Below are 17,261 nucleotides of genomic sequence, written 5' to 3'. Positions count from 1 at the left end.
GCGAGAACGTGCTGCCAGGTCTTCCATTCTGATCGGCTGCCGTAGGGTCAGGATCTGGTAGAAACTCTGTCGTCACAGGGAAAATCATGCCGAAAGCCGCAGAAAAATCAAGAACCTTGTGAAGCGGCGCCGATGCGACCGGCCAAAATCCGGTCAAGCGACAGCGCGCCGCCCCCTTTCAGGACCAGAACCACCAGCACAAAGACCCACAGCACGCGTTGATCCCAGATCAGCGCATCCGAGGCGCGGTCGAACAGGCCGCCCAGATGGTCGCCACCAACACCATGCCCCTGCACATCGACCCAGGATTGCACCGCGATAAACCCGATCATCCCCAGCGCCGCCAAGCGGGTGAACAGGCCCACAAGGATCAGGAAAGGCAGCAGGAATTCCGCCAAGGTTCCCGCCGTGACAACGGCCCAGTGAAACAGCCCGAACTGGCCGAAATCATAGCCGAACGCCTCGGTCGTCTTGGGGAAAATCTGGATATAGGCCCCATCGGTGGGCATCAGAAACCCCAAGGGGCCGGGGCCGAGTTTGGTCAGCGCCGAGGCCCAGAAATAGATCAGCAACACAGCCGCAAAGACAAAGCGCGCGGCCAGTGGCAGCAAAGCGGGGCTTGCCGCGTCCAGCCATGCTGCAACGCGATTATAACGCAAAATCAATTGGTTCATCAGGGTTCCTCACTTAATCCGATAAGGGCGCCGCCGTGGATCAGCAGACCCAGACAGGCGCTTGGGTCAAAGCCTTCGCCTGCGGCATCGACCGCTTCGGCGATGGTTTGGCCCTGCATCAGCGCGGCGATAAAATCCGCGCCGCCAAGGGGCAGCAGATGCGGGGCGGGGTCAAATTCGGGCCGCAGGATCAGCGCGGCCTCGGGGCGCATCACGGGGGCCGGGGCGTCCGGTTTTGTGTTGGCCTGCCAGATCGACCAGACCGGATAGTCCGACCGGATCAGCCGCAGCGCTGGCGCAAGGGTAAAGCGCGCGGCCATGAAAGCGTCGGGCGTCAGCGCGCCCAGAACCTCGGGGGGCAGCGGCGGGGCATCGGCGGCATGATAAGAGGCGCGCAAAGCAAGCTCCACCCGGGCGACATCGGGCAAATAGGGCAGATGTGCCAGCGGCGGGAATTGTGCCAAAAAATCAGGCAGTTCCGCACCGTAAAACATCATCAGCCGCGATTTGGGCGGATGGGCGCGCACAAAGACCCCGGCAAGGGCGGTGAAATACGCGGCCCCCAGCAGCTTTTGCAGCACCGGGAATCCCTGTTCCAAAGCCTCGGTCAGGCTGTTCACCACATTGTTGCGATAGACCGCAAAGCGCCGCCCGGCAGGTTGGCCCGCGGCGTCAATCAGCCCCTCTGGCACCGGTTTTTCCGGGTCCAGCAAGGCGGCGGTGAAGCTGGACTGGCTCATGCGACCGGGTCCAGAATCTGTGCGGCGCGCGCAGCCTCGGCGCGCAGCACCGGCCAATCCGGCACATCATTATCCCATTCGATCAGCGTGGGCAGCGGTCCGGCACGGCCAATCAGGCCCGCATAAAGCTGCCAGACCGGGTCAACCACCGCCGCATTATGGCTGTCGATCAGCAGCGGCGCGCCATGGTCATCACTATCCGCGAAATGGCCGCCCAGATGCACTTCACCCACCAAATCGGTTGGAAAATCAGCCAGATAGGCGGCGGCGTCAAAGGTCAGATTGGTGGCAGAAACAAAGACGTTATTCACATCCAGCAACAGGCCGCAACCGGTGCGCCGCGCCACGTCGCGCAGGAAATCGGTTTCCGACATCTCGGCCCCGGCAAAGGCCAGATAAGACGAGGGGTTTTCCAGCAGCATCCGCCGCCCCAACACCTCTTGCACGCGGTCGATATGGTCGGCCACGCGGGTCACGGTTTCTGCGGTATAGGGCAGGGGCAAAAGGTCGTTCAGAAAGGTGTCGTCATGGCTGGACCACGCCAGATGTTCGGAAAAGCTGGCCGGTTGCAGCCAGTCGCACAGATGTTTCAGGCGGGACAGATGCGCCTCATCCAGCGGTGCCTCACCGCCGATTGACAGGCCGACACCATGCACCGAAAAGGCAAAGCGTTCGGCCAGAAGGCGCAGTTGCGCATGGGGCCGTCCGCCATCGCCCATGTAATTCTCGGCATGGATTTCCAGCCATGCAACGGCGCCCGGATTTTCCAGAATATCCTTGAAATGCTGGGGCTTATAGCCAATGCCGGGGCGCGGGGGCAGGGCCTGTGCAACGCTGTCGAACATCCGAACTCCTCCGGGAAATTTGCCCTCCCCCCCCGGTGCGGAGGGGAGGGCAGGCGTGATCAGCTTGCCATGTCGCGGTCAAGCGCTTCGAGGCTGCCCATGCGGCCTTCGGGCAGTTCCATCGTGGTGCAGGTGCCCGCCGGGACCAGCTTCCATGCGTTGCCCTGATAGTCGACCTTGGACGAACCTGCACAGGTGGTGCCGGGGCCGGCCGCGCAATCATTCTGGCCAGCCAGCGCCACGCCAAAGCATTTTTCCTTGGCTTCCTGTGCCGAAGCCGGGGCAACATGGGCGGCCAGAGCCGCAGCCAAAGCACCTGCAACAGCAATCGTTTTGGTATTCATCGACATAATTCTCTCCCTTGAGCAGTTTCGAGTAGATCGCGTTATTGCGATGTCCAATTGCTACGGCACGCCAGCGGTAACAGGCCAATAACAGGGCCGTGTAAAACAGGGCCGTGAAAAATTGTAACATGAAACGGGAAAAATTTCAGGGCTCTGTAAAAAGAAAAAAGCGCCGCAGGAACGGCGCTTTCTTATGGTTTTCAATGGCTTGTTTAGCGCAGGTCCGGCGCCTTGGCTTCTTTGCCCAAATCCGTGATCACGTCGTCCAGCGCCAAGGTTTCGGTTTTTGTTTCACCCAAGCGGCGGACGGAAACGGTTTTTTCCTCTACCTCCCGCATGCCAACGGCCAGAATAACCGGCACTTTACCGACCGAATGTTCGCGAATCTTGTAGTTGATCTTTTCATTGCGCAGATCAACTTCGGCCCGCACCCCGGCGGCATTCAGCGCGGCGCAAACCTCCATCGCGTAATCATCTGCGTCCGAGACGATTGCCGCCACCACAACCTGACGCGGCGCAATCCAGAACGGCAGCTTGCCCGCATGGCTTTCGATCAGAATGCCGATAAAGCGTTCGAACGACCCAAGGCAGGCGCGGTGCAGCATATAAGGCGTGTGCTTTGCGCCATCCTCGCCGATATAACTTGCGCCAAGACGGGCTGGAATGTTCGGGTCCAGTTGCAAGGTGCCGCATTGCCAGTCACGGCCAATCGCATCGGTCAGCACGAATTCCAACTTGGGCGCATAGAATGCACCTTCGCCCGGGAACAATTCAAAGTCGTGACCCGCCGCCTTGCAAGCATTGGCCAGCGCCTCTTCCATCATGTCCCAACTTGCATCCGTTCCAACCCGCTTTTCAGGGCGGGTGGACAGTTTGATGCGCCATTTGTCAAAGCCGAGATCGGCGTAGATACGGCTCAGGAATTCGATGAATTTCTTCGATTCAGATTCGATCTGTTCTTCGCGGCAAAAGATATGCCCGTCGTCTTGTGTAAAGCCGCGCACGCGCATGATGCCATGCAGCGCGCCAGAGGGTTCATAGCGGTTGCAAGACCCAAACTCTGCCATCCGCAGCGGAAGGTCGCGATAGGATTTCAGGCCCACGTTGAAAATCTGCACATGGCAGGGGCAGTTCATCGGTTTCAGCGCATTAATGGTCTTTTCGCGGGCGTGGTCTTCATCCACTTCCACGATGAACATGTTTTCCTGATAACTCTCCCAATGGCCCGAGGCTTCCCACAGCTTGCGGTTCACCACCTGCGGCGTGTTCACCTCTACATAGCCATCGGCGCGCTGCTTGCGGCGCATGTAGTCTTGCAGCTGCGTGTAAATCGTCCAGCCGTTCGGGTGCCAGAAAATCTGGCCCGGTGCCTCTTCCTGCATGTGAAACAGGTTCATCTCGCGGCCCAGCTTGCGGTGGTCGCGCTTTGCGGCTTCTTCCAGCAGGGTCAGATGGGCCTTCAGGTCTTCGCGGTTCTTGAACGCCACGCCGTAAATCCGTTGAAGCATGGCGCGGTTGCTGTCGCCGCGCCAATAGGCCCCGGCAACCGACATCAGTTTGAACGCATCCGCCGGAAGCTGCCCGGTGTTTTGCAAATGCGGGCCCCGGCACAGGTCTTGCCAATGGCCGTGCCAATACATCCGCAGGTCTTCGGCACCCGGGATGCTTTCGATCAACTCCACCTTATAGGGTTCGCCCTTGGCCTCATAATGCGCAATGGCGCGGGCGCGGTCCCAGACTTCGGTGCGGACGGGGTCGCGCGCGTTGATGATCTGTTTCATCTTCGCTTCAATCGCGCCAAGGTCTTCGGGGGTAAAGGGTTCCGCCCGGTCGAAATCGTAATACCAGCCATCCTTGATGACCGGACCAATCGTCACCTTCACATCGGGCCAGATCTCTTGCACCGCGCGCGCCATCACATGCGCCATATCGTGCCGGATCAACTCCAGTGCGGCGGCATCATCGGCCAGCGTGTTCAAGGAAATGGTGGCATCCGCCGTGATCGGCCATTGCAGATCGAAATGCGCGCCGTTCACGGTGGCGCTGATGGCCTTTTTGGCAAGGCTGACAGCAATGCTGGCCGCCACTTCGGCAGGGGTCACGCCTGCGTCATAGTGACGAATATTGCCATCGGGAAAGGTCAGGGAAATCTGGGCCATCTGGGCCACCTCCTCGGTTTGGCGCCCACGATGCGCCCGGTTGCGGGTTTATGTCGGCGTCTAAATGGCGTCCCGCGGTTTGAAAGTCAACCGCCGCCGAATTCTCAACGGGAGGTCAGTGTTTGCGGTGCATAATCAGGGCCGCGCCGGGGCAGTCAAAGGCTTGGCCCATGCCCTGTCGTGGTCTATAGCTTGGGGAAACCTATCGGGGCACATATGACCAAGCCAAGCTTTCTGACCACCGGGCAAAACCGCAGCATCGCCTATCACCAGACCGCCGGGCAGGGGCCGGGCGTGGTGTTTCTGGGCGGGTTCAAATCCGACATGGAAGGGACGAAGGCGATTTTTCTGGAAGACTGGGCCAAAGAGACGGGTCGCGCTTTTTTGCGTATGGATTATTCCGGCCATGGCCAATCCTCTGGCCATTTTCTGGATGGTGCGATCGGCGATTGGTTCGAAGACGCGCTGGAGGCGATCACCCGTTTGACCACAGGGCCGCAAATCCTTGTCGGTTCCTCCATGGGGGGGTGGATTTCGCTGCTGGTCGCCCGCGCGCGGCCCGCCCGGATTGCCGGGCTGGTGGGCATCGCCGCAGCACCCGATTTCACCGAAGACAGCATGTGGGCAGGCTTTACCCCTGCGCAAAAGGCCGAACTGGCGGCGGGGCAGGTGGCGCTGCCGTCGGATTATTCCGAGGAACCGTATATCATCACCAAACGCCTGATCGAAGACGGGCGCGACCGCCTTGTGCTGCGCAGCCCGCTGCACCTGCCATTCCCGGTGCGGCTGCTGCAAGGCACTGCCGATACTGATGTGCCGCCTGCGGTTGCCCTGCGCTTGATGGATCATGCCGACAGCCCCGATCTGCGCCTGACCCTTGTAAAAGGCGCAGACCACCGCTTTTCCACGCCGGAATGTTTGGCGATGATCACCACCGCCATCACCGATCTTCTGGGAAAGGCCCATCATGCGTAAATTCGGCAAAGCCTTGGGCCGCGTCCTGCTGGTCCTGATCGCGCTGGTCGCCTTGGCCTTTGCCATCGCCCCCAAGAAACCCGTCGACCGCAGCGCCCGCTTTGATGCGCAAAGCCTGGGCGCGGATCTTGATGCCTATCTTGCCGCGCAAGAAGCGGCCTATACCGATATCGTGCCCAGCACGGAAAAAGAGATCATCTGGGCCGGGGACAAAGGCGTGAAAACCCCGCTTTCGGTGATCTATATCCACGGTTTTTCCGCCACCAAGCATGAAATCCGTCCGGTGCCGGATCAGGTTGCCGCCGCTTTGGGGGCCAATCTGTTTTTCACCCGGTTGTCGGGCCATGGGCGCGGATCGGCCCCGATGGCAGAGCCTGCGGCGGGGGACTGGATCCGTGATATGGATGAGGCACTGGCCATCGGGCGGCGCTTGGGCGACCGTGTGATCGTCATCTCCACCTCTACCGGGGGCACATTGGCGGCCCTTGCCGCATTGGACCCTGCGCGCGCCGAAAGCGTGGCGGGGATGGTTTTCGTCTCGCCCAATTTCGGGATCGACCCAACCGCGTCCTTCATCCTCAACCTGCCTTTCGTGCGCTATTGGGGGCCTGTCGTGGCAGGGGCTGAACGCAGCTTTGACACGCGCAACGCCGATCATGCGCGGCTTTGGACCACGCGCTATCCCACTGTTGCCGCCATCCCGATGGAGGCTTTGGTGCAAGAGGCGCTGCGACAAGATTACACAGCGGCCATCCCCCCGGCGCTGTTCCTGTTTTCCCTGCAAGACCGCGTGGTGCAGCCCACAGTCACCGCGCGCATCGCGGCGGAATGGGGGGCAGGGGCCGCAGTCTATCACCCAATATTGACCGAGGCGGATGACCCCTATGCCCATGTAATCGCTGGCGATATCATGAGCCCCGGCCAAACCGCCGCTGCCACCGCCCGCATCCTTGACTGGGCAAAGGGCCTGTGACCCCAGATGAATGACCCCTTGATCCTGATCCCCGGTCTGATGTCGGACGCGCGGCTTTTCGGCCAGCAGATCGTTGATCTGTCGCGGGGTCGGGCGGTGACGGTGGCGCTGCCTCATCCGGGCAATACGATCGAGGAAATCTCGGGCCATATCCTTGCCGCTGCCCCCGCGCGCTTTGCGCTTGCGGGCTTGGGCCTTGGCGCGCATGTGGCGCTGGATGTGATGCGCCGCGATCTGGGGCGGGTCAGCAAGGTTGCTTTCCTGTCCGCCGATCCGCTGGGCGAAACCCCGGATGCCGCCGCCGTGCGCGAAAAGCGGATGATTTTGGCGCGCACCGGTCGGTTGGTGCAGGCCATGGCCGAGGAACTGCCGCCGCGCGCACTTGCCAACCTGCCGGGACGCGAGGACATCATGGCCTTGGTAGAGGATATGGCGCTGGCCTTGGGCGAGGAGGTGTTCACCGCACAATCCCGCGCCCTGCAACGCCGCCGCGATCAGCAAAAGACCCTGCGGCGTGCGGCGATGCCGGCCTTGGTGCTGGCAGGGGCGCAGGATGGGTTGGTGCCGGTGCGGCGGCAAAGCTTCATGGCGGAATTGATGCCATCTGCCCGCGTGCAGGTCATTGAAAACGCAGGGCATCTGCTGCCGTTGGAACAGCCGGAGGCGGTCAGCCGTGCGCTTCAGATGTTCTTTGATGGCCCGCTGATTCTGCGCTGACAACAGGGGCAGGCGCCGAAATGCAAAAGGCCCCCGGCGCATTGCCGAGGGCCTTTGTTCATTCATCCGGTCCGGGTCAGGACGCCGCTTTTGCCTTTGCCGCCGCCGGCTTTTTAGCCGCCGTATCGGGTGTATCGTCGCCGGAATTGGCGTCGATGAAATCCAGCACCAAGGGGCGAATATTCAAACGCCAGCTTTTGCCAGCGAAAATCCCGTAATGGCCCGCGCCATCCTCAAGGTGGCTGGCCTTCTTGCTGTCCGGCAAGCCGGTGCACAGCGCCAAAGCGGCGATACATTGGCCGGGGGCCGAGATATCATCCTTGGACCCTTCAACCGTTTTCACCGCGACTCGGGTGATCGCCCCAATATCCACGCGCTTGCCGTTTACCGTGAATTCGTTCTTCGCAATCTCGCGATTCTTGAAGATACGCTCCACCGTGGACAGATAAAATTCCGCAGGCATATCCATCACGGCCAGATATTCATCGTAAAAGCGGTTATGCGCATCGTGATCAGATGCCTCACCCCGCGCCACGCGCAAGATCTGTTCCTGAAACGCTTTGCCATGGCGTTCGGCATTCATCGAAATGAAGCTTTGCAGCTGCAACAGGCCCGGATAAACCATCCGGCCCGCGCCTTTATACATGAAGCCGACGCGCTGAATGGCGGTTTGTTCCAACTGGCCCATCGTCACCCGGCGGCCAAAATCCGTCACCTCGGTCGCGGCGGCATCCGGGTCCACCGGGCCGCCGATCAGGGTCAGGCTGCGCGGCTGTGCATCCGGGTCTTCGGCAGCCAGATAGGCGGTGGCGGCCAGCGTCAAAGGCACCGGCTGGCAAACCGCGATCACATGCGTATCGGGGCCAAGTTCACGCATGAAATCAACGAGGTAGAGCGTGTAATCTTCGACATCGAACTTGCCTGCCGATACCGGAATATCGCGCGCATTATGCCAGTCGGTCACATAAACATCGCAATCGGGCAGCAAGCTGGTGACGGTCGATCGCACCAGCGTTGCGTAATGCCCGGACATCGGGGCCACCAGCAAAACCTTGCGCTTCATCGGTTCCCGGCGGCGCACGAAAAACTGGATCAGATCGCCGAAGGGGCGCTCCACCACCTTTTTCACGTCGATCAAATGGTCCTGGCCTTCGGGGCCGGGAATGGAACGGATGCCCCAGTCGGGTTTGTCGACCATGCGGGCGAATGTGCGTTCCGTAACCTCGCCCCAGGCGGCGGTCAATTTGACCATCGGGTTCATCGACAAGGCAAAGGCCGGATAAGACGCCATGGCGCGCGCGGTGGCGCCCAACCACTCATTCGTGTTACGCGCACTTTCCATCAGGTCGTAGGTCATCATATACTTCATGTCAGCTCCAAGGCCTTCAGGGTTGCGGCAATTTTTGCGGCGTTCACTTTAGCGAACACGGGCGTCATGCTGCGATGCAGCGAATATAAGGGGGGAAAGTTAATATGGCAACAACTCAGAATGACGAGCAGGCCCGTTTGGATCGCCTGAATGCGAATTTGGCAAAGGTCGAAGAGCTGTCCAAACGCCTGACGGCTGCCTTGACCAAACGTAAAGCGGCGGACCCCTCGCTCAGCGGGCCGGGGCAAGACGTTTATATGAAGGCCGCGACCGCCTATGTCGCCGAGATGATGCAAAATCCCTCCAAAATCCTCGAGAATCAGGTCAGCTATTGGGGCAAGACCCTGAAACACTATGTCGACGCCCAGCAGGTTTTGCTGAAAGGCGAACTGAAGGCCCCCGCCGATCCGACGCCGAAAGACCGTCGTTTTTCAAACCCGCTGTGGGAAGATCATCCGTTTTTCAATTATTTAAAACAACAATATTTGCTCAATTCCGAAATGATTTCCAACACTGTGGATAGTTTGGAACACCTTGAGCCGAATGATAAACGCCGGGTCGAATATTTTACCCGCCAGATCGTCGATATGATGTCGCCCACCAATTTTCTGGGCACCAACCCCGATGCGCTGGAACGCGCCGTGGCCACCGATGGCGAAAGCCTTGTGGCTGGTCTGGAAAACCTTGTGCGCGATATCGAAGGCAACAATGGCGATTTGCTGGTGACGCTGGCGGATAAAGAGGCGTTCAAAGTGGGCGAGAATATCGCCACCACCCCCGGCGCCGTGGTCTATCGCAACAAGATGATGGAGCTGATCCAATACAGCCCCACCACCGAAACCGTGCATGATATTCCGCTGGTGATCTTTCCGCCATGGATCAACAAGTTCTACATCCTTGACCTGAAGCCCCAGAACAGCCTGATCAAATGGATCGTGGATCAGGGCTTTACCCTGTTCGTCGTGTCTTGGGTCAACCCCGACCCGTCTTATGCCGATGTCGGGATGGATGACTATATCCGCGACGGCTATCTGCGCGCCATGGCCGAGGTGCGCCGGATCTGCGGCACCAAACAGGTGAATGCCGTGGGCTATTGCATCGCGGGGACCACGCTGTCGCTGACGCTGGCGCATCTGCAAAAGGCTGGTGACAAAACCGTGAAATCGGCCACCTTCTTTACCACCCTCACCGATTTCTCAGATCAGGGCGAGGTGGGCGTGTTCCTGTCGGATGATTTCGTGGACGGGATCGAACGGCAGGTCGCGGTGGATGGTATTCTGGACAAGACCTTCATGTCGCGCACCTTCTCTTTCCTGCGCTCCAACGACCTGATCTATCAACCCGCGATCAAAAGTTACATGCTGGGCGAGGCACCGCCCGCTTTTGACCTTTTGTTCTGGAACGGCGATGGCACCAACCTGCCGGCCAAGATGTCGGTCGAATATATCCGCGGGCTGTGCAAAGAGGACGGTCTGGCCAAAGGCGTCTTTCCGGTGTTCGGAGAGCCGGTCAGCCTAAGCGAGATCAAGGTGCCGCTCTGTGCCATCGCCTGCGAGACGGACCATATCGCGGCGTGGAAAAGCAGCTATCGCGGTATGGCGCAGTTCGGCTCCAAGGATAAAACCTTCATCATGGCGCAATCGGGCCATATCGCAGGCATCGTGAATCCGCCGACCAAGCAAAAATACGGGCATTACACCAATGACGCCCCGCTCACCACGCCCGAGGATTTCATGGAAGGGGCCAGCTTTCACAAGGAAAGCTGGTGGCCGCGCTGGGGCGAATGGCTGTCGGGGCAGTCTGGTAAGCAGGTGCCGGCGCGCGATCCGGGTGGCCCGGAAAACCCGGTATTGGCCCCCGCACCCGGAACCTATGTCAGCGCGGTGCCAAAGGGCATTGCCAAGGGTTAGGTGAAAATGCTGCATCGCGGCATTTTTGAAAAAGATGCTGCGATGCAGAAAAAATTGCTTGCAATGCCGCAGTGCAGCATCTATATACATCTCCAAGGAAACGCTAAACACCTTCCGCTGATTTGGAGAATGAAAATGACTAAGACCCCCGACATGACGAAAATGGTTCAGGACATGATGGCTGCATTCCCGGTTGACAACACCGCGTTCCAGAACGCGTTCAAAACCCAAGCTGCTATGGCTGAAAAAATGTCGAAAGTGGCTCTGGAAGCTGCTGAAAAGTCCACCGAGATCACCTCGAAATGGGCAAAAGACACCATCGCCAAGGTTTCGACCGTGACCACCGCCAAGGCTGACCCGGCTGACTACACCAAAGCCGCAACCGATTTCGCTTCGGTCGCTGCTGAAATGGCTGCTGAAAACCTGGCCGCTTTCGCTGAAGTTGCGAAAAAAGTGCAGATGGAAACGGTTGAGCTGATGCTGGCTGCTGGCAAAGAAGTCACCGAAGAAACCACCGCTGCTGTGAAAAAAGCAACGGCTGACGTTCAGACCGCTGCGAAGAAAGTGGCTTCTGCTGCAAAGTAATCCAACCGGATTATATGCGTCCCGGCCTCTCCCTGCCGGTTGATGCGCCAAGAGCGGGCTTCTCGAAGCCCGCTCTTTTCTTTTTTTCTGCGCTGCCGTAAGCTTTTCCGCAGTGCAATAAATCCCAAGGGGGGCAAGATGGCCGAAACGGAAACGCCGCTGCTGATCAAGCGTTATGCGAGCCGCCGCCTCTATAATACCGAAACCTCTGATTATGTGACGCTGGAAGATATCGCAGGCTTCATCCGTAAGGGGCGCGATGTGCAGATCATTGATCTGAAATCCGGCGATGATCTGACGCGGCAATACCTGCTGCAAATCGTGGCGGAACATGAAAGCAAAGGCGAAAGCGTCTTGCCGACCAATGTGCTGAACGATCTGGTGCGCAGCTATACCACGGGTGTCGGCTCTATCGTGCCACAATTCCTGTCGGCCTCTTTCGATATGCTGCGCGACAGCCAGTCGAAGATGGTGGAAAACCTGACCAAAGTGCCCAACCCGATGGCTGCCGTGCCGGGGTTTGATGCGATGCGCAAACAGCAGGAAGCGTTCTTGAAAACCATCATGGGCGGCATGCCCGGCTGGGGCAGCACCGGCCCCGCACCTGAAGATGAGCGCAGCCCGCAAAGCGAATCAGAGGAGTTGCGCGACATCAAGGCGCAATTGGCAGAGCTGCAAAAGAAGCTGTCGAAACTCTGATCCCAGAGGGGTTTTCGCATAAGTATCGCGGGCGGCGGGTCACACCCCAAGCCGGTCGCGCAGCCCATACCATGTCATCGCGGCGACCAGCAGCGGCCAACGGAAGGCCACCCCACCGGGGAATCGCGGCTGGGGCAGGGTGGCCAACAGGTCAAACCCGCTGGCTTGCCCCTGTATCACCTCTGCCATCAGTTTGCCCGCCAGCGTTGCCAGCGCCACCCCATGCCCCGAATAGCCCGAGGCCGACAGCACATTCGGATGCGGGCGGGCAAAGCAGGGCAGGCGGTTCATGGTGATCGCCAGCGTCCCGCCCCAGGCATAGTCGATCTTTACATCCTTCAACTGCGGATAAACCTCCAGCATCGGCTTGCGCACGGTTTGCAGGATATCGGGAAAGCGGTAGCCATAGCTTTCACCGCCGCCAAACAGCAGGCGGTTATCGTCAGACAAACGCCAGTAATTCACCACGAATTTTGTGTCGGCAACCGCCACATTCTCGGCCAGCAGTCCGGCGGCGCTTTCGCCCAGCGGCTCTGTGGCGAGGATGAAGTTATTGATCGGCATCACCCGCGCCGCAACCTTGCGGTCCAGCCGGCCCAGATAGCCGTTACCGGCCAGAATCACATGGTTGCAGGTCACGCGCCCGGTGCTGGTTTGCACCACAGGGCGCAGCCCGTGTTGGATGTGATGCACCTCTGACCGCTCAAATATCCGCGCGCCTGCGGCAACTGCCGCTTTGGCCAGCCCCAGCGCGAAATTCAACGGATGCAGATGCCCGGCACCGCGATCCAGATCGCCGCCCTTGAACGCGGCAGAGCCGATCAACCCTTCGGGCAGCGGCTCTATCTGGTCATAGCCATAATGAACCGCCAGCTTTTCGGCAGCGGCATGGGCATGGGCCACCTCGGCATCCGTGTAACAGGCATGCGCCACACCGGGATGAAAGGGCAGGCCCATCGCGGCGGCCAGATCCCGCACCAGCGCCTTGGCCTCTTCGCCCATATCCCACAGCTTGCGCGCCGTTTCCGCGCCTGCCAGCTTTTCCAGCGCGTCCTGTTCCAGCCGTTGCCCGGACCCGACCTGCCCGCCATTGCGCCCCGAGGCACCAAAGCCCACGCGATGCGCCTCCAGCAGCACCACATCCAGCCCCGCCTGCGCGCAATGCAGCGCCGCCGACAAGCCGGTATAGCCGCCGCCAATGATGCAGACATCCGCCGTCACCTGCCCCTTCAGCGGCGCAAAAGGCTGATGCGCCACCGCCGTCGCGGCATAGTAAGACGCAGGGTATTCCCCGGTCCGGTCATTGGCATGCAGCAGGTTCATACGTTCAACAGCAGATGTTCACGTTCCCAAGGGCTGATAACCTGCAAGAACTCTTTGTATTCATTGCGTTTCACGGAATCGTAAACCTTGCAGAACTCTGGCCCCAGCGCCTCGCACAGGGCGGTGTCCAGCTCCAGCAAATCCAGCGCATCGCCAAGGTTATAGGGCAGATCGGTTTCGATGTTATAGGCATCGCCCGTGCATTCCGCGCGCGGCATCTTCTGTTCCATCAACCCCAGATAGCCACAGGCGAGAGAGGCCGCCAGCCCCAGATAAGGGTTGCAATCCATCCCCGCCAGACGGTTTTCCAAACGCCGCGCTTCGGGGCCTGAGATCGGCACGCGCAGCCCCGTGGTGCGGTTGTCGCGGCCCCATTCAAGATTGATCGGTGCCGCGAAATCCGGCACATAGCGGCGATAGCTGTTGACGTAAGGCGCAAGCAAGGCCACCGCCCCCGGCAAATGGTTCTGCATCCCGGCGGTGAAATGCATGAAGGCATCGGTTTCCGCACCATCCGGGGCCGAAAAGATATTCTTGCCGGATTTGATATCCACCACCGAATGATGGATATGCATCGCTGATCCCGGCTCCCCCTCAATCGGTTTGGCCATGAAGGTGGCAAAGCAATCATGCCGCAGCGCCGCCTCGCGGATCAGCCGCTTGAAAAAGAAAATCTCATCCGCCAGCCGCACCGGGTCGCCATGCGCAAGGTTGATCTCTACCTGCCCCGCGCCGCCTTCCTGCAAGATCCCGTCGATCTCCATGCCCTGCGCCTCGGCAAAGTCATAGATATCGTCGATCACCTTGCCATATTCATCCACCGCACTCATAGAATAGGCCTGCTTGCCCGCCGCGCGCCGACCAGAGCGCCCCATCGGCGGCATCACCGGCATATTGGGGTCAAGGTTGCGGGCGGTCAGAAAGAATTCCATCTCTGGTGCCACCACCGGCTGCCAGCCCTGCGCGCGATACAGATCGACAATGCGTTTCAACACATTGCGCGGCGCGGTCGGAACCGGATTGCCTGATTGATCTTCGGCATCATGGATCACCTGCAAGGTGATATCGGCGGTCCAGGGGGCGGCGGTGGTGGTGGAATAATCCGGCACCAACACCATATCCGGCTCGGTGAACAGCCCGGTCGGGTTATCCGCCCATTCCCCCGTGATCGTCTGCAAAAAGATCGAATTGGGCAGAAAATAGTTCTTTTGCGTCGCGAATTTAGAGGCAGGCATCGCCTTGCCGCGCGCCACCCCTGCAATATCGGCAATGATACATTCCACCTCGTCCAGCCTGCGCCCTTCGATATAGGCCTTGGCGGCATCCGGTATCTGATCTGTCCATCTTGTCATCGGAAAACTCCGGTCCTGTAGCTTTCAGCCCCGCGGCTGTTTGAAAAAGGCCGCGATCTGGCCTGCCATGCTTTGATCGTCCAAGGGCGCGGCCAGCTTGGCCTCGGCGGCTTCCAGCAGCGGGTCGGGCACCAAACCCTTGCCCCGTGTTTTCATCAGGCCATCGACAAAGGCGGGCTGAAATTCGGGGTGGGGCTGCACAGTGAACATGCGATCATCGTATAACAAGGCCGCATTGCTGCAAAAGTCATTGCTGCCAATCACTTGCGCCGCCTCGGGCTTTTCGACCACCTGATCCTGATGCCAGGCGTTCAGACGCAGGGTCTTGCCGCCGAAATCATATTCGGTGGCCCCCACCGCCCAGCCCTTGGTGAATTTTTCCACCTTGCCGCCCATCGCCTGCGCGATGATCTGATGGCCAAAGCAAATCCCTACCATGGGCACATGCGCGGCGTAGGAGGCCCGTATGAAATCCTCCAGCGGCGGGATCCACGCATGATCCTCATAGGCACCGAACTTGGAGCCGGTGATCAACCAGCCATCCGCCGCAGTGACATCGGGCGGAAATTCGCCTTCCAACACGCGCCAGGTTTTGAACGTGAACCCGTGTCCGGCCAGAAGCCGTTGAAACATATCGGGATAATCCCCCATCTGCCCCATCAATTGATCGGGGGCGAGACCGGTTTGCAGAATGCCAATCAGCATGACGTACCTTTTTGTTGATCAGCGCAGCCTAGCCCTTTCCCCCGTCGGGCGGCAAGGGGGGAAACGGCGGTGCGTCGGGCCTTGCCCTGCGCCCCGGCTTGGCGCAAACTTGGACAAAGCACAAAGGATGCCCGAAATGATCGAAATCAGCGCCAGCAAAGTGGTTCAGGTAATTTTTCAAGCGCGCGAGGGCCGCGTCGCCGAGGCAGAACTCTCTGCCTTCATCGAAAACCTGAATGACGATGAACAAGCCCATCTGACGGCGATTGCATGGGTCGGACGCGGCAGCTTTGACGCCGAGGATTATGCCGAAGCGCTGATGACCGCCCGCACCGAAAAAACGACGCCCACGGCGGATTACCTGATGGGCATGCCGCATCTGGCCGAAAACCTAGAGGCCGGGCTGGATGCTTTGGGCGTTGATGTGGATGCCGAGGAAGAAGACCTGCTCTGATCCCACAGCCGGGCGCCGCCCCCTTTAAGATTGGGCGCAGACCTCTGGCTTCATCTTGGCAAAAATACCTGTCACCGCTGGCAAGGGGCGCATTGGCATGGCGGGCGCAGGCGCGAAGCCACAAGCCGTAGGGTGGGTGCAACCCACCGCCCGCTATGCCGCCCAAACCGCCTGCTTTTCCATGATCGCTGCAAACCGGTTGGAGCTCAGAAACCGCGCCAACCAAGCGTGAACTCTGGGCCAGGGTTGCGCATCAAACCATGGCTTGTCGACAAAGGCGAATTGCCGCACGAAGGGCAACAAGGCGAAATCGGCAAGGCTGGGGCGCGCAAAGATCCATTCCCCCATTGCGCCGTTCAGGTCGGTCAGAAACGCCATCGCCTCGGCCCGCGCAGCGTCCACCTCCTGCGCGTCAAAGCGGCTGGCATATTTCACCCGGTCCAGACTGCGTTTGAACGGCCCATCGGCACGGGCGATCCAGTCCCGGCCCGCCTCGGGCATCGCAAGCCAGCCTTCGGGGTCATTCTGCGCCAAGGCCCAGAGCATGATATCCAGACTTTCGTCGATTACGCCCGCGCGGGTGACAAGGCACGGCACTGTGCCGCTGGGGGAGGCGGCCAGAAAGGCCGCAGGCTTGGCTTTCAGCAAAATCTCCCGCAACTCCACCGCCAAGCCAGAGACCTGCACAGCCAGCCGCGCCCGCATCGCATAGGGGCAGCGGCGAAAGGAATAGAGGATGGGAACCATGGGAATCCTGTGCTTGGGTGCGGGCTATGGGGGCAATCGCGCGGCCATCTTCGGCCAGCCCGCAACAGAGATCAACGCAAAAGCCGGGGCTGGGCTTTGGCCGCCTTTGCGTTAGGCTGGGGGAGAGGCTGGAATGAAAGGTGTTTCATGTTCTTTGCGCTGCATCACGTTCAACTTGCCATGCCCAAGGGCGGTGAGGCCGAGGCTTTGGCCTTTTACCAAGGCGTGCTGGGCCTGACCCCGGTTGAAAAGCCCGCCACCTTGCAAGCGCGTGGCGGGGTCTGGTTTGAAAGCGGCGCGCTGCGGTTGCATCTGGGGATTGAGACGCCGTTCATGCCGGCCAAGAAGGCACATCCGGCGCTGGAGACGGCGGATCTCTCTGCCGTGATCGCTGTATTGCAGCGGCATCAGATCGCGTTTCAGCCAGACGCCGACCTGCCCGGCATCCGCCGCCTTTATGTGGCGGACCCGTTTGGCAACCGTCTGGAGTTATTGGAGCGGATGGATTGAATTCCGGGGGGGGGCTGGCGCCCCGGTTCGAGCCAAAAGCCGGGGGGCCAGCCCCCCGGACCAAGCCAAAAGCCGGGGGGCCAGCCCCCCGGACCAAGCCAAAAGCCGGGGGGCCAGCCCCCCGGACCCCCCGGGATATTTGTGAATAGATGAAAGGGCACGAGGGGGCTGGGGGGGGGG

Annotated in this window: 18 protein-coding genes; 8 read left to right on the top strand and 10 right to left on the bottom strand. The window is 60.1% G+C overall.

The genetic code is table 11. The annotated features are described in order from the left end of the window. Nucleotides 1-107: 107 nt before the first annotated feature. The 5 genes from EGN72_RS03810 to thrS all read right to left on the bottom strand — a co-directional run bounded on the left by EGN72_RS03810 (nt 108) and on the right by thrS (nt 4,762). On the bottom strand, nt 108-674 hold the full coding sequence (locus EGN72_RS03810) for a DoxX family membrane protein (RefSeq protein ID WP_127045326.1): 567 nt from the start codon (nt 672-674) through the stop codon (nt 108-110). Next, nucleotides 674-1,414 (bottom strand): DUF2063 domain-containing protein, encoded by a 741-nt coding sequence (locus tag EGN72_RS03805; RefSeq protein ID WP_127045325.1) that lies wholly within the window; start codon nt 1,412-1,414, stop codon nt 674-676. Before EGN72_RS03805 ends, EGN72_RS03810 begins: the two co-directional genes overlap by 1 nt. Then, complete coding sequence (locus tag EGN72_RS03800) at nt 1,411-2,259, bottom strand: DUF692 domain-containing protein (RefSeq protein ID WP_127045324.1); 849 nt, start codon at nt 2,257-2,259, stop codon at nt 1,411-1,413. The genes EGN72_RS03805 and EGN72_RS03800 overlap by 4 nt, the downstream gene beginning before the upstream one ends. Before the next feature lie 59 nt (nt 2,260-2,318). Continuing rightward, a complete protein-coding gene (locus tag EGN72_RS03795) occupies nt 2,319-2,609 on the bottom strand; it encodes a DUF2282 domain-containing protein (protein ID WP_127045323.1) in 291 nt (96 codons plus the stop codon). Nucleotides 2,610-2,815: 206 nt separating this feature from the next. Then, nucleotides 2,816-4,762: a threonine--tRNA ligase gene (gene thrS / locus EGN72_RS03790; protein ID WP_127045322.1), complete on the bottom strand. Its 1,947-nt coding sequence runs from the start codon at nt 4,760-4,762 to the stop codon at nt 2,816-2,818. Nucleotides 4,763-4,978: 216 nt separating this feature from the next. On the opposite strand from thrS, the gene EGN72_RS03785 reads away from it, so the two are divergent. From EGN72_RS03785 to EGN72_RS03775, 3 genes are read left to right on the top strand one after another with little or no spacing between them, the layout of a single operon-like run. Then, nucleotides 4,979-5,737 (top strand): carboxylesterase, encoded by a 759-nt coding sequence (locus tag EGN72_RS03785; protein WP_127045321.1) that lies wholly within the window; start codon nt 4,979-4,981, stop codon nt 5,735-5,737. Next, nucleotides 5,730-6,710 (top strand): carboxylesterase, encoded by a 981-nt coding sequence (locus EGN72_RS03780; protein WP_127045320.1) that lies wholly within the window; start codon nt 5,730-5,732, stop codon nt 6,708-6,710. The genes EGN72_RS03785 and EGN72_RS03780 overlap by 8 nt, the downstream gene beginning before the upstream one ends. 6 nt (nt 6,711-6,716) lie before the next feature. Beyond that, nucleotides 6,717-7,427: an alpha/beta fold hydrolase gene (locus EGN72_RS03775; RefSeq protein WP_127045319.1), complete on the top strand. Its 711-nt coding sequence runs from the start codon at nt 6,717-6,719 to the stop codon at nt 7,425-7,427. Nucleotides 7,428-7,503: 76 nt separating this feature from the next. Here the strand turns inward: EGN72_RS03775 and phaZ are convergent, their stop codons facing one another. Then, nucleotides 7,504-8,796, bottom strand: coding sequence for a polyhydroxyalkanoate depolymerase (phaZ, locus tag EGN72_RS03770; RefSeq protein WP_127045318.1), 1,293 nt, complete (start codon nt 8,794-8,796; stop codon nt 7,504-7,506). 104 nt (nt 8,797-8,900) lie between these two features. Here phaZ and phaC point away from each other — a divergent pair, with 104 nt between their 5' ends. The 3 genes from phaC to phaR all read left to right on the top strand — a co-directional run bounded on the left by phaC (nt 8,901) and on the right by phaR (nt 11,990). Beyond that, a complete protein-coding gene (gene phaC / locus EGN72_RS03765) occupies nt 8,901-10,706 on the top strand; it encodes a class I poly(R)-hydroxyalkanoic acid synthase (protein WP_127045317.1) in 1,806 nt (601 codons plus the stop codon). Between the two features lie 135 nt (nt 10,707-10,841). After that, a complete protein-coding gene (locus tag EGN72_RS03760) occupies nt 10,842-11,291 on the top strand; it encodes a Phasin (protein WP_127045359.1) in 450 nt (149 codons plus the stop codon). Between the two features lie 138 nt (nt 11,292-11,429). Next, nucleotides 11,430-11,990, top strand: a complete 561-nt coding sequence (phaR, locus tag EGN72_RS03755) for a polyhydroxyalkanoate synthesis repressor PhaR (protein ID WP_127045316.1) — start codon at nt 11,430-11,432, stop codon at nt 11,988-11,990. A 39-nt stretch (nt 11,991-12,029) separates the two neighbouring features. Here the strand turns inward: phaR and EGN72_RS03750 are convergent, their stop codons facing one another. Genes EGN72_RS03750 through EGN72_RS03740 form a run of 3 tightly spaced genes read right to left on the bottom strand, consistent with a single transcriptional unit; the run spans nt 12,030 to nt 15,370 of the window. Further along, nucleotides 12,030-13,313 (bottom strand): FAD-binding oxidoreductase, encoded by a 1,284-nt coding sequence (locus tag EGN72_RS03750; RefSeq protein ID WP_127045315.1) that lies wholly within the window; start codon nt 13,311-13,313, stop codon nt 12,030-12,032. Continuing rightward, complete coding sequence (locus tag EGN72_RS03745) at nt 13,310-14,665, bottom strand: glutamine synthetase family protein (protein ID WP_127045314.1); 1,356 nt, start codon at nt 14,663-14,665, stop codon at nt 13,310-13,312. Before EGN72_RS03745 ends, EGN72_RS03750 begins: the two co-directional genes overlap by 4 nt. A gap of 24 nt (nt 14,666-14,689) precedes the next feature. After that, nucleotides 14,690-15,370 (bottom strand): type 1 glutamine amidotransferase, encoded by a 681-nt coding sequence (locus EGN72_RS03740; protein WP_127045313.1) that lies wholly within the window; start codon nt 15,368-15,370, stop codon nt 14,690-14,692. Nucleotides 15,371-15,506: 136 nt separating this feature from the next. On the opposite strand from EGN72_RS03740, the gene EGN72_RS03735 reads away from it, so the two are divergent. Beyond that, nucleotides 15,507-15,824, top strand: coding sequence for a DUF3775 domain-containing protein (locus tag EGN72_RS03735; protein WP_127045312.1), 318 nt, complete (start codon nt 15,507-15,509; stop codon nt 15,822-15,824). 153 nt (nt 15,825-15,977) lie between these two features. Here the strand turns inward: EGN72_RS03735 and EGN72_RS03730 are convergent, their stop codons facing one another. Then, nucleotides 15,978-16,571, bottom strand: a complete 594-nt coding sequence (locus EGN72_RS03730) for a glutathione S-transferase (RefSeq protein WP_127045311.1) — start codon at nt 16,569-16,571, stop codon at nt 15,978-15,980. A gap of 147 nt (nt 16,572-16,718) precedes the next feature. Between EGN72_RS03730 and EGN72_RS03725 the strand changes: the two genes are divergently transcribed. Continuing rightward, nucleotides 16,719-17,081, top strand: coding sequence for a VOC family protein (locus EGN72_RS03725; RefSeq protein WP_127045310.1), 363 nt, complete (start codon nt 16,719-16,721; stop codon nt 17,079-17,081). Nucleotides 17,082-17,261: the final 180 nt, after the last annotated feature.

The sequence above is a fragment of the Pseudorhodobacter sp. E13 genome, assembly GCF_003991405.1.
In the GTDB taxonomy this organism is placed as follows: domain Bacteria; phylum Pseudomonadota; class Alphaproteobacteria; order Rhodobacterales; family Rhodobacteraceae; genus Pseudorhodobacter.
Note: the sequence above shows the minus strand (reverse complement) of the source record. Positions and strands in the feature narration are given on the sequence as shown.

Excerpts from the sequence above, each read along its gene's own strand:
- EGN72_RS03810 (WP_127045326.1), bottom strand. The coding sequence starts at position 674 with ATGAACCAATTGATTTTGCGTTATAATCGCGTTGCAGCATGGCTGGAC.
- EGN72_RS03805 (WP_127045325.1), bottom strand. The coding sequence starts at position 1,414 with ATGAGCCAGTCCAGCTTCACCGCCGCCTTGCTGGACCCGGAAAAACCG.
- EGN72_RS03800 (WP_127045324.1), bottom strand. The coding sequence starts at position 2,259 with ATGTTCGACAGCGTTGCACAGGCCCTGCCCCCGCGCCCCGGCATTGGC.
- EGN72_RS03795 (WP_127045323.1), bottom strand. The coding sequence starts at position 2,609 with ATGTCGATGAATACCAAAACGATTGCTGTTGCAGGTGCTTTGGCTGCG.
- thrS (WP_127045322.1), bottom strand. The coding sequence starts at position 4,762 with ATGGCCCAGATTTCCCTGACCTTTCCCGATGGCAATATTCGTCACTAT.
- EGN72_RS03785 (WP_127045321.1), top strand. The coding sequence starts at position 4,979 with ATGACCAAGCCAAGCTTTCTGACCACCGGGCAAAACCGCAGCATCGCC.
- EGN72_RS03780 (WP_127045320.1), top strand. The coding sequence starts at position 5,730 with ATGCGTAAATTCGGCAAAGCCTTGGGCCGCGTCCTGCTGGTCCTGATC.
- EGN72_RS03775 (WP_127045319.1), top strand. The coding sequence starts at position 6,717 with ATGAATGACCCCTTGATCCTGATCCCCGGTCTGATGTCGGACGCGCGG.
- phaZ (WP_127045318.1), bottom strand. The coding sequence starts at position 8,796 with ATGAAGTATATGATGACCTACGACCTGATGGAAAGTGCGCGTAACACG.
- phaC (WP_127045317.1), top strand. The coding sequence starts at position 8,901 with ATGGCAACAACTCAGAATGACGAGCAGGCCCGTTTGGATCGCCTGAAT.
- EGN72_RS03760 (WP_127045359.1), top strand. The coding sequence starts at position 10,842 with ATGACTAAGACCCCCGACATGACGAAAATGGTTCAGGACATGATGGCT.
- phaR (WP_127045316.1), top strand. The coding sequence starts at position 11,430 with ATGGCCGAAACGGAAACGCCGCTGCTGATCAAGCGTTATGCGAGCCGC.
- EGN72_RS03750 (WP_127045315.1), bottom strand. The coding sequence starts at position 13,313 with ATGAACCTGCTGCATGCCAATGACCGGACCGGGGAATACCCTGCGTCT.
- EGN72_RS03745 (WP_127045314.1), bottom strand. The coding sequence starts at position 14,665 with ATGACAAGATGGACAGATCAGATACCGGATGCCGCCAAGGCCTATATC.
- EGN72_RS03740 (WP_127045313.1), bottom strand. The coding sequence starts at position 15,370 with ATGCTGATTGGCATTCTGCAAACCGGTCTCGCCCCCGATCAATTGATG.
- EGN72_RS03735 (WP_127045312.1), top strand. The coding sequence starts at position 15,507 with ATGATCGAAATCAGCGCCAGCAAAGTGGTTCAGGTAATTTTTCAAGCG.
- EGN72_RS03730 (WP_127045311.1), bottom strand. The coding sequence starts at position 16,571 with ATGGTTCCCATCCTCTATTCCTTTCGCCGCTGCCCCTATGCGATGCGG.
- EGN72_RS03725 (WP_127045310.1), top strand. The coding sequence starts at position 16,719 with ATGTTCTTTGCGCTGCATCACGTTCAACTTGCCATGCCCAAGGGCGGT.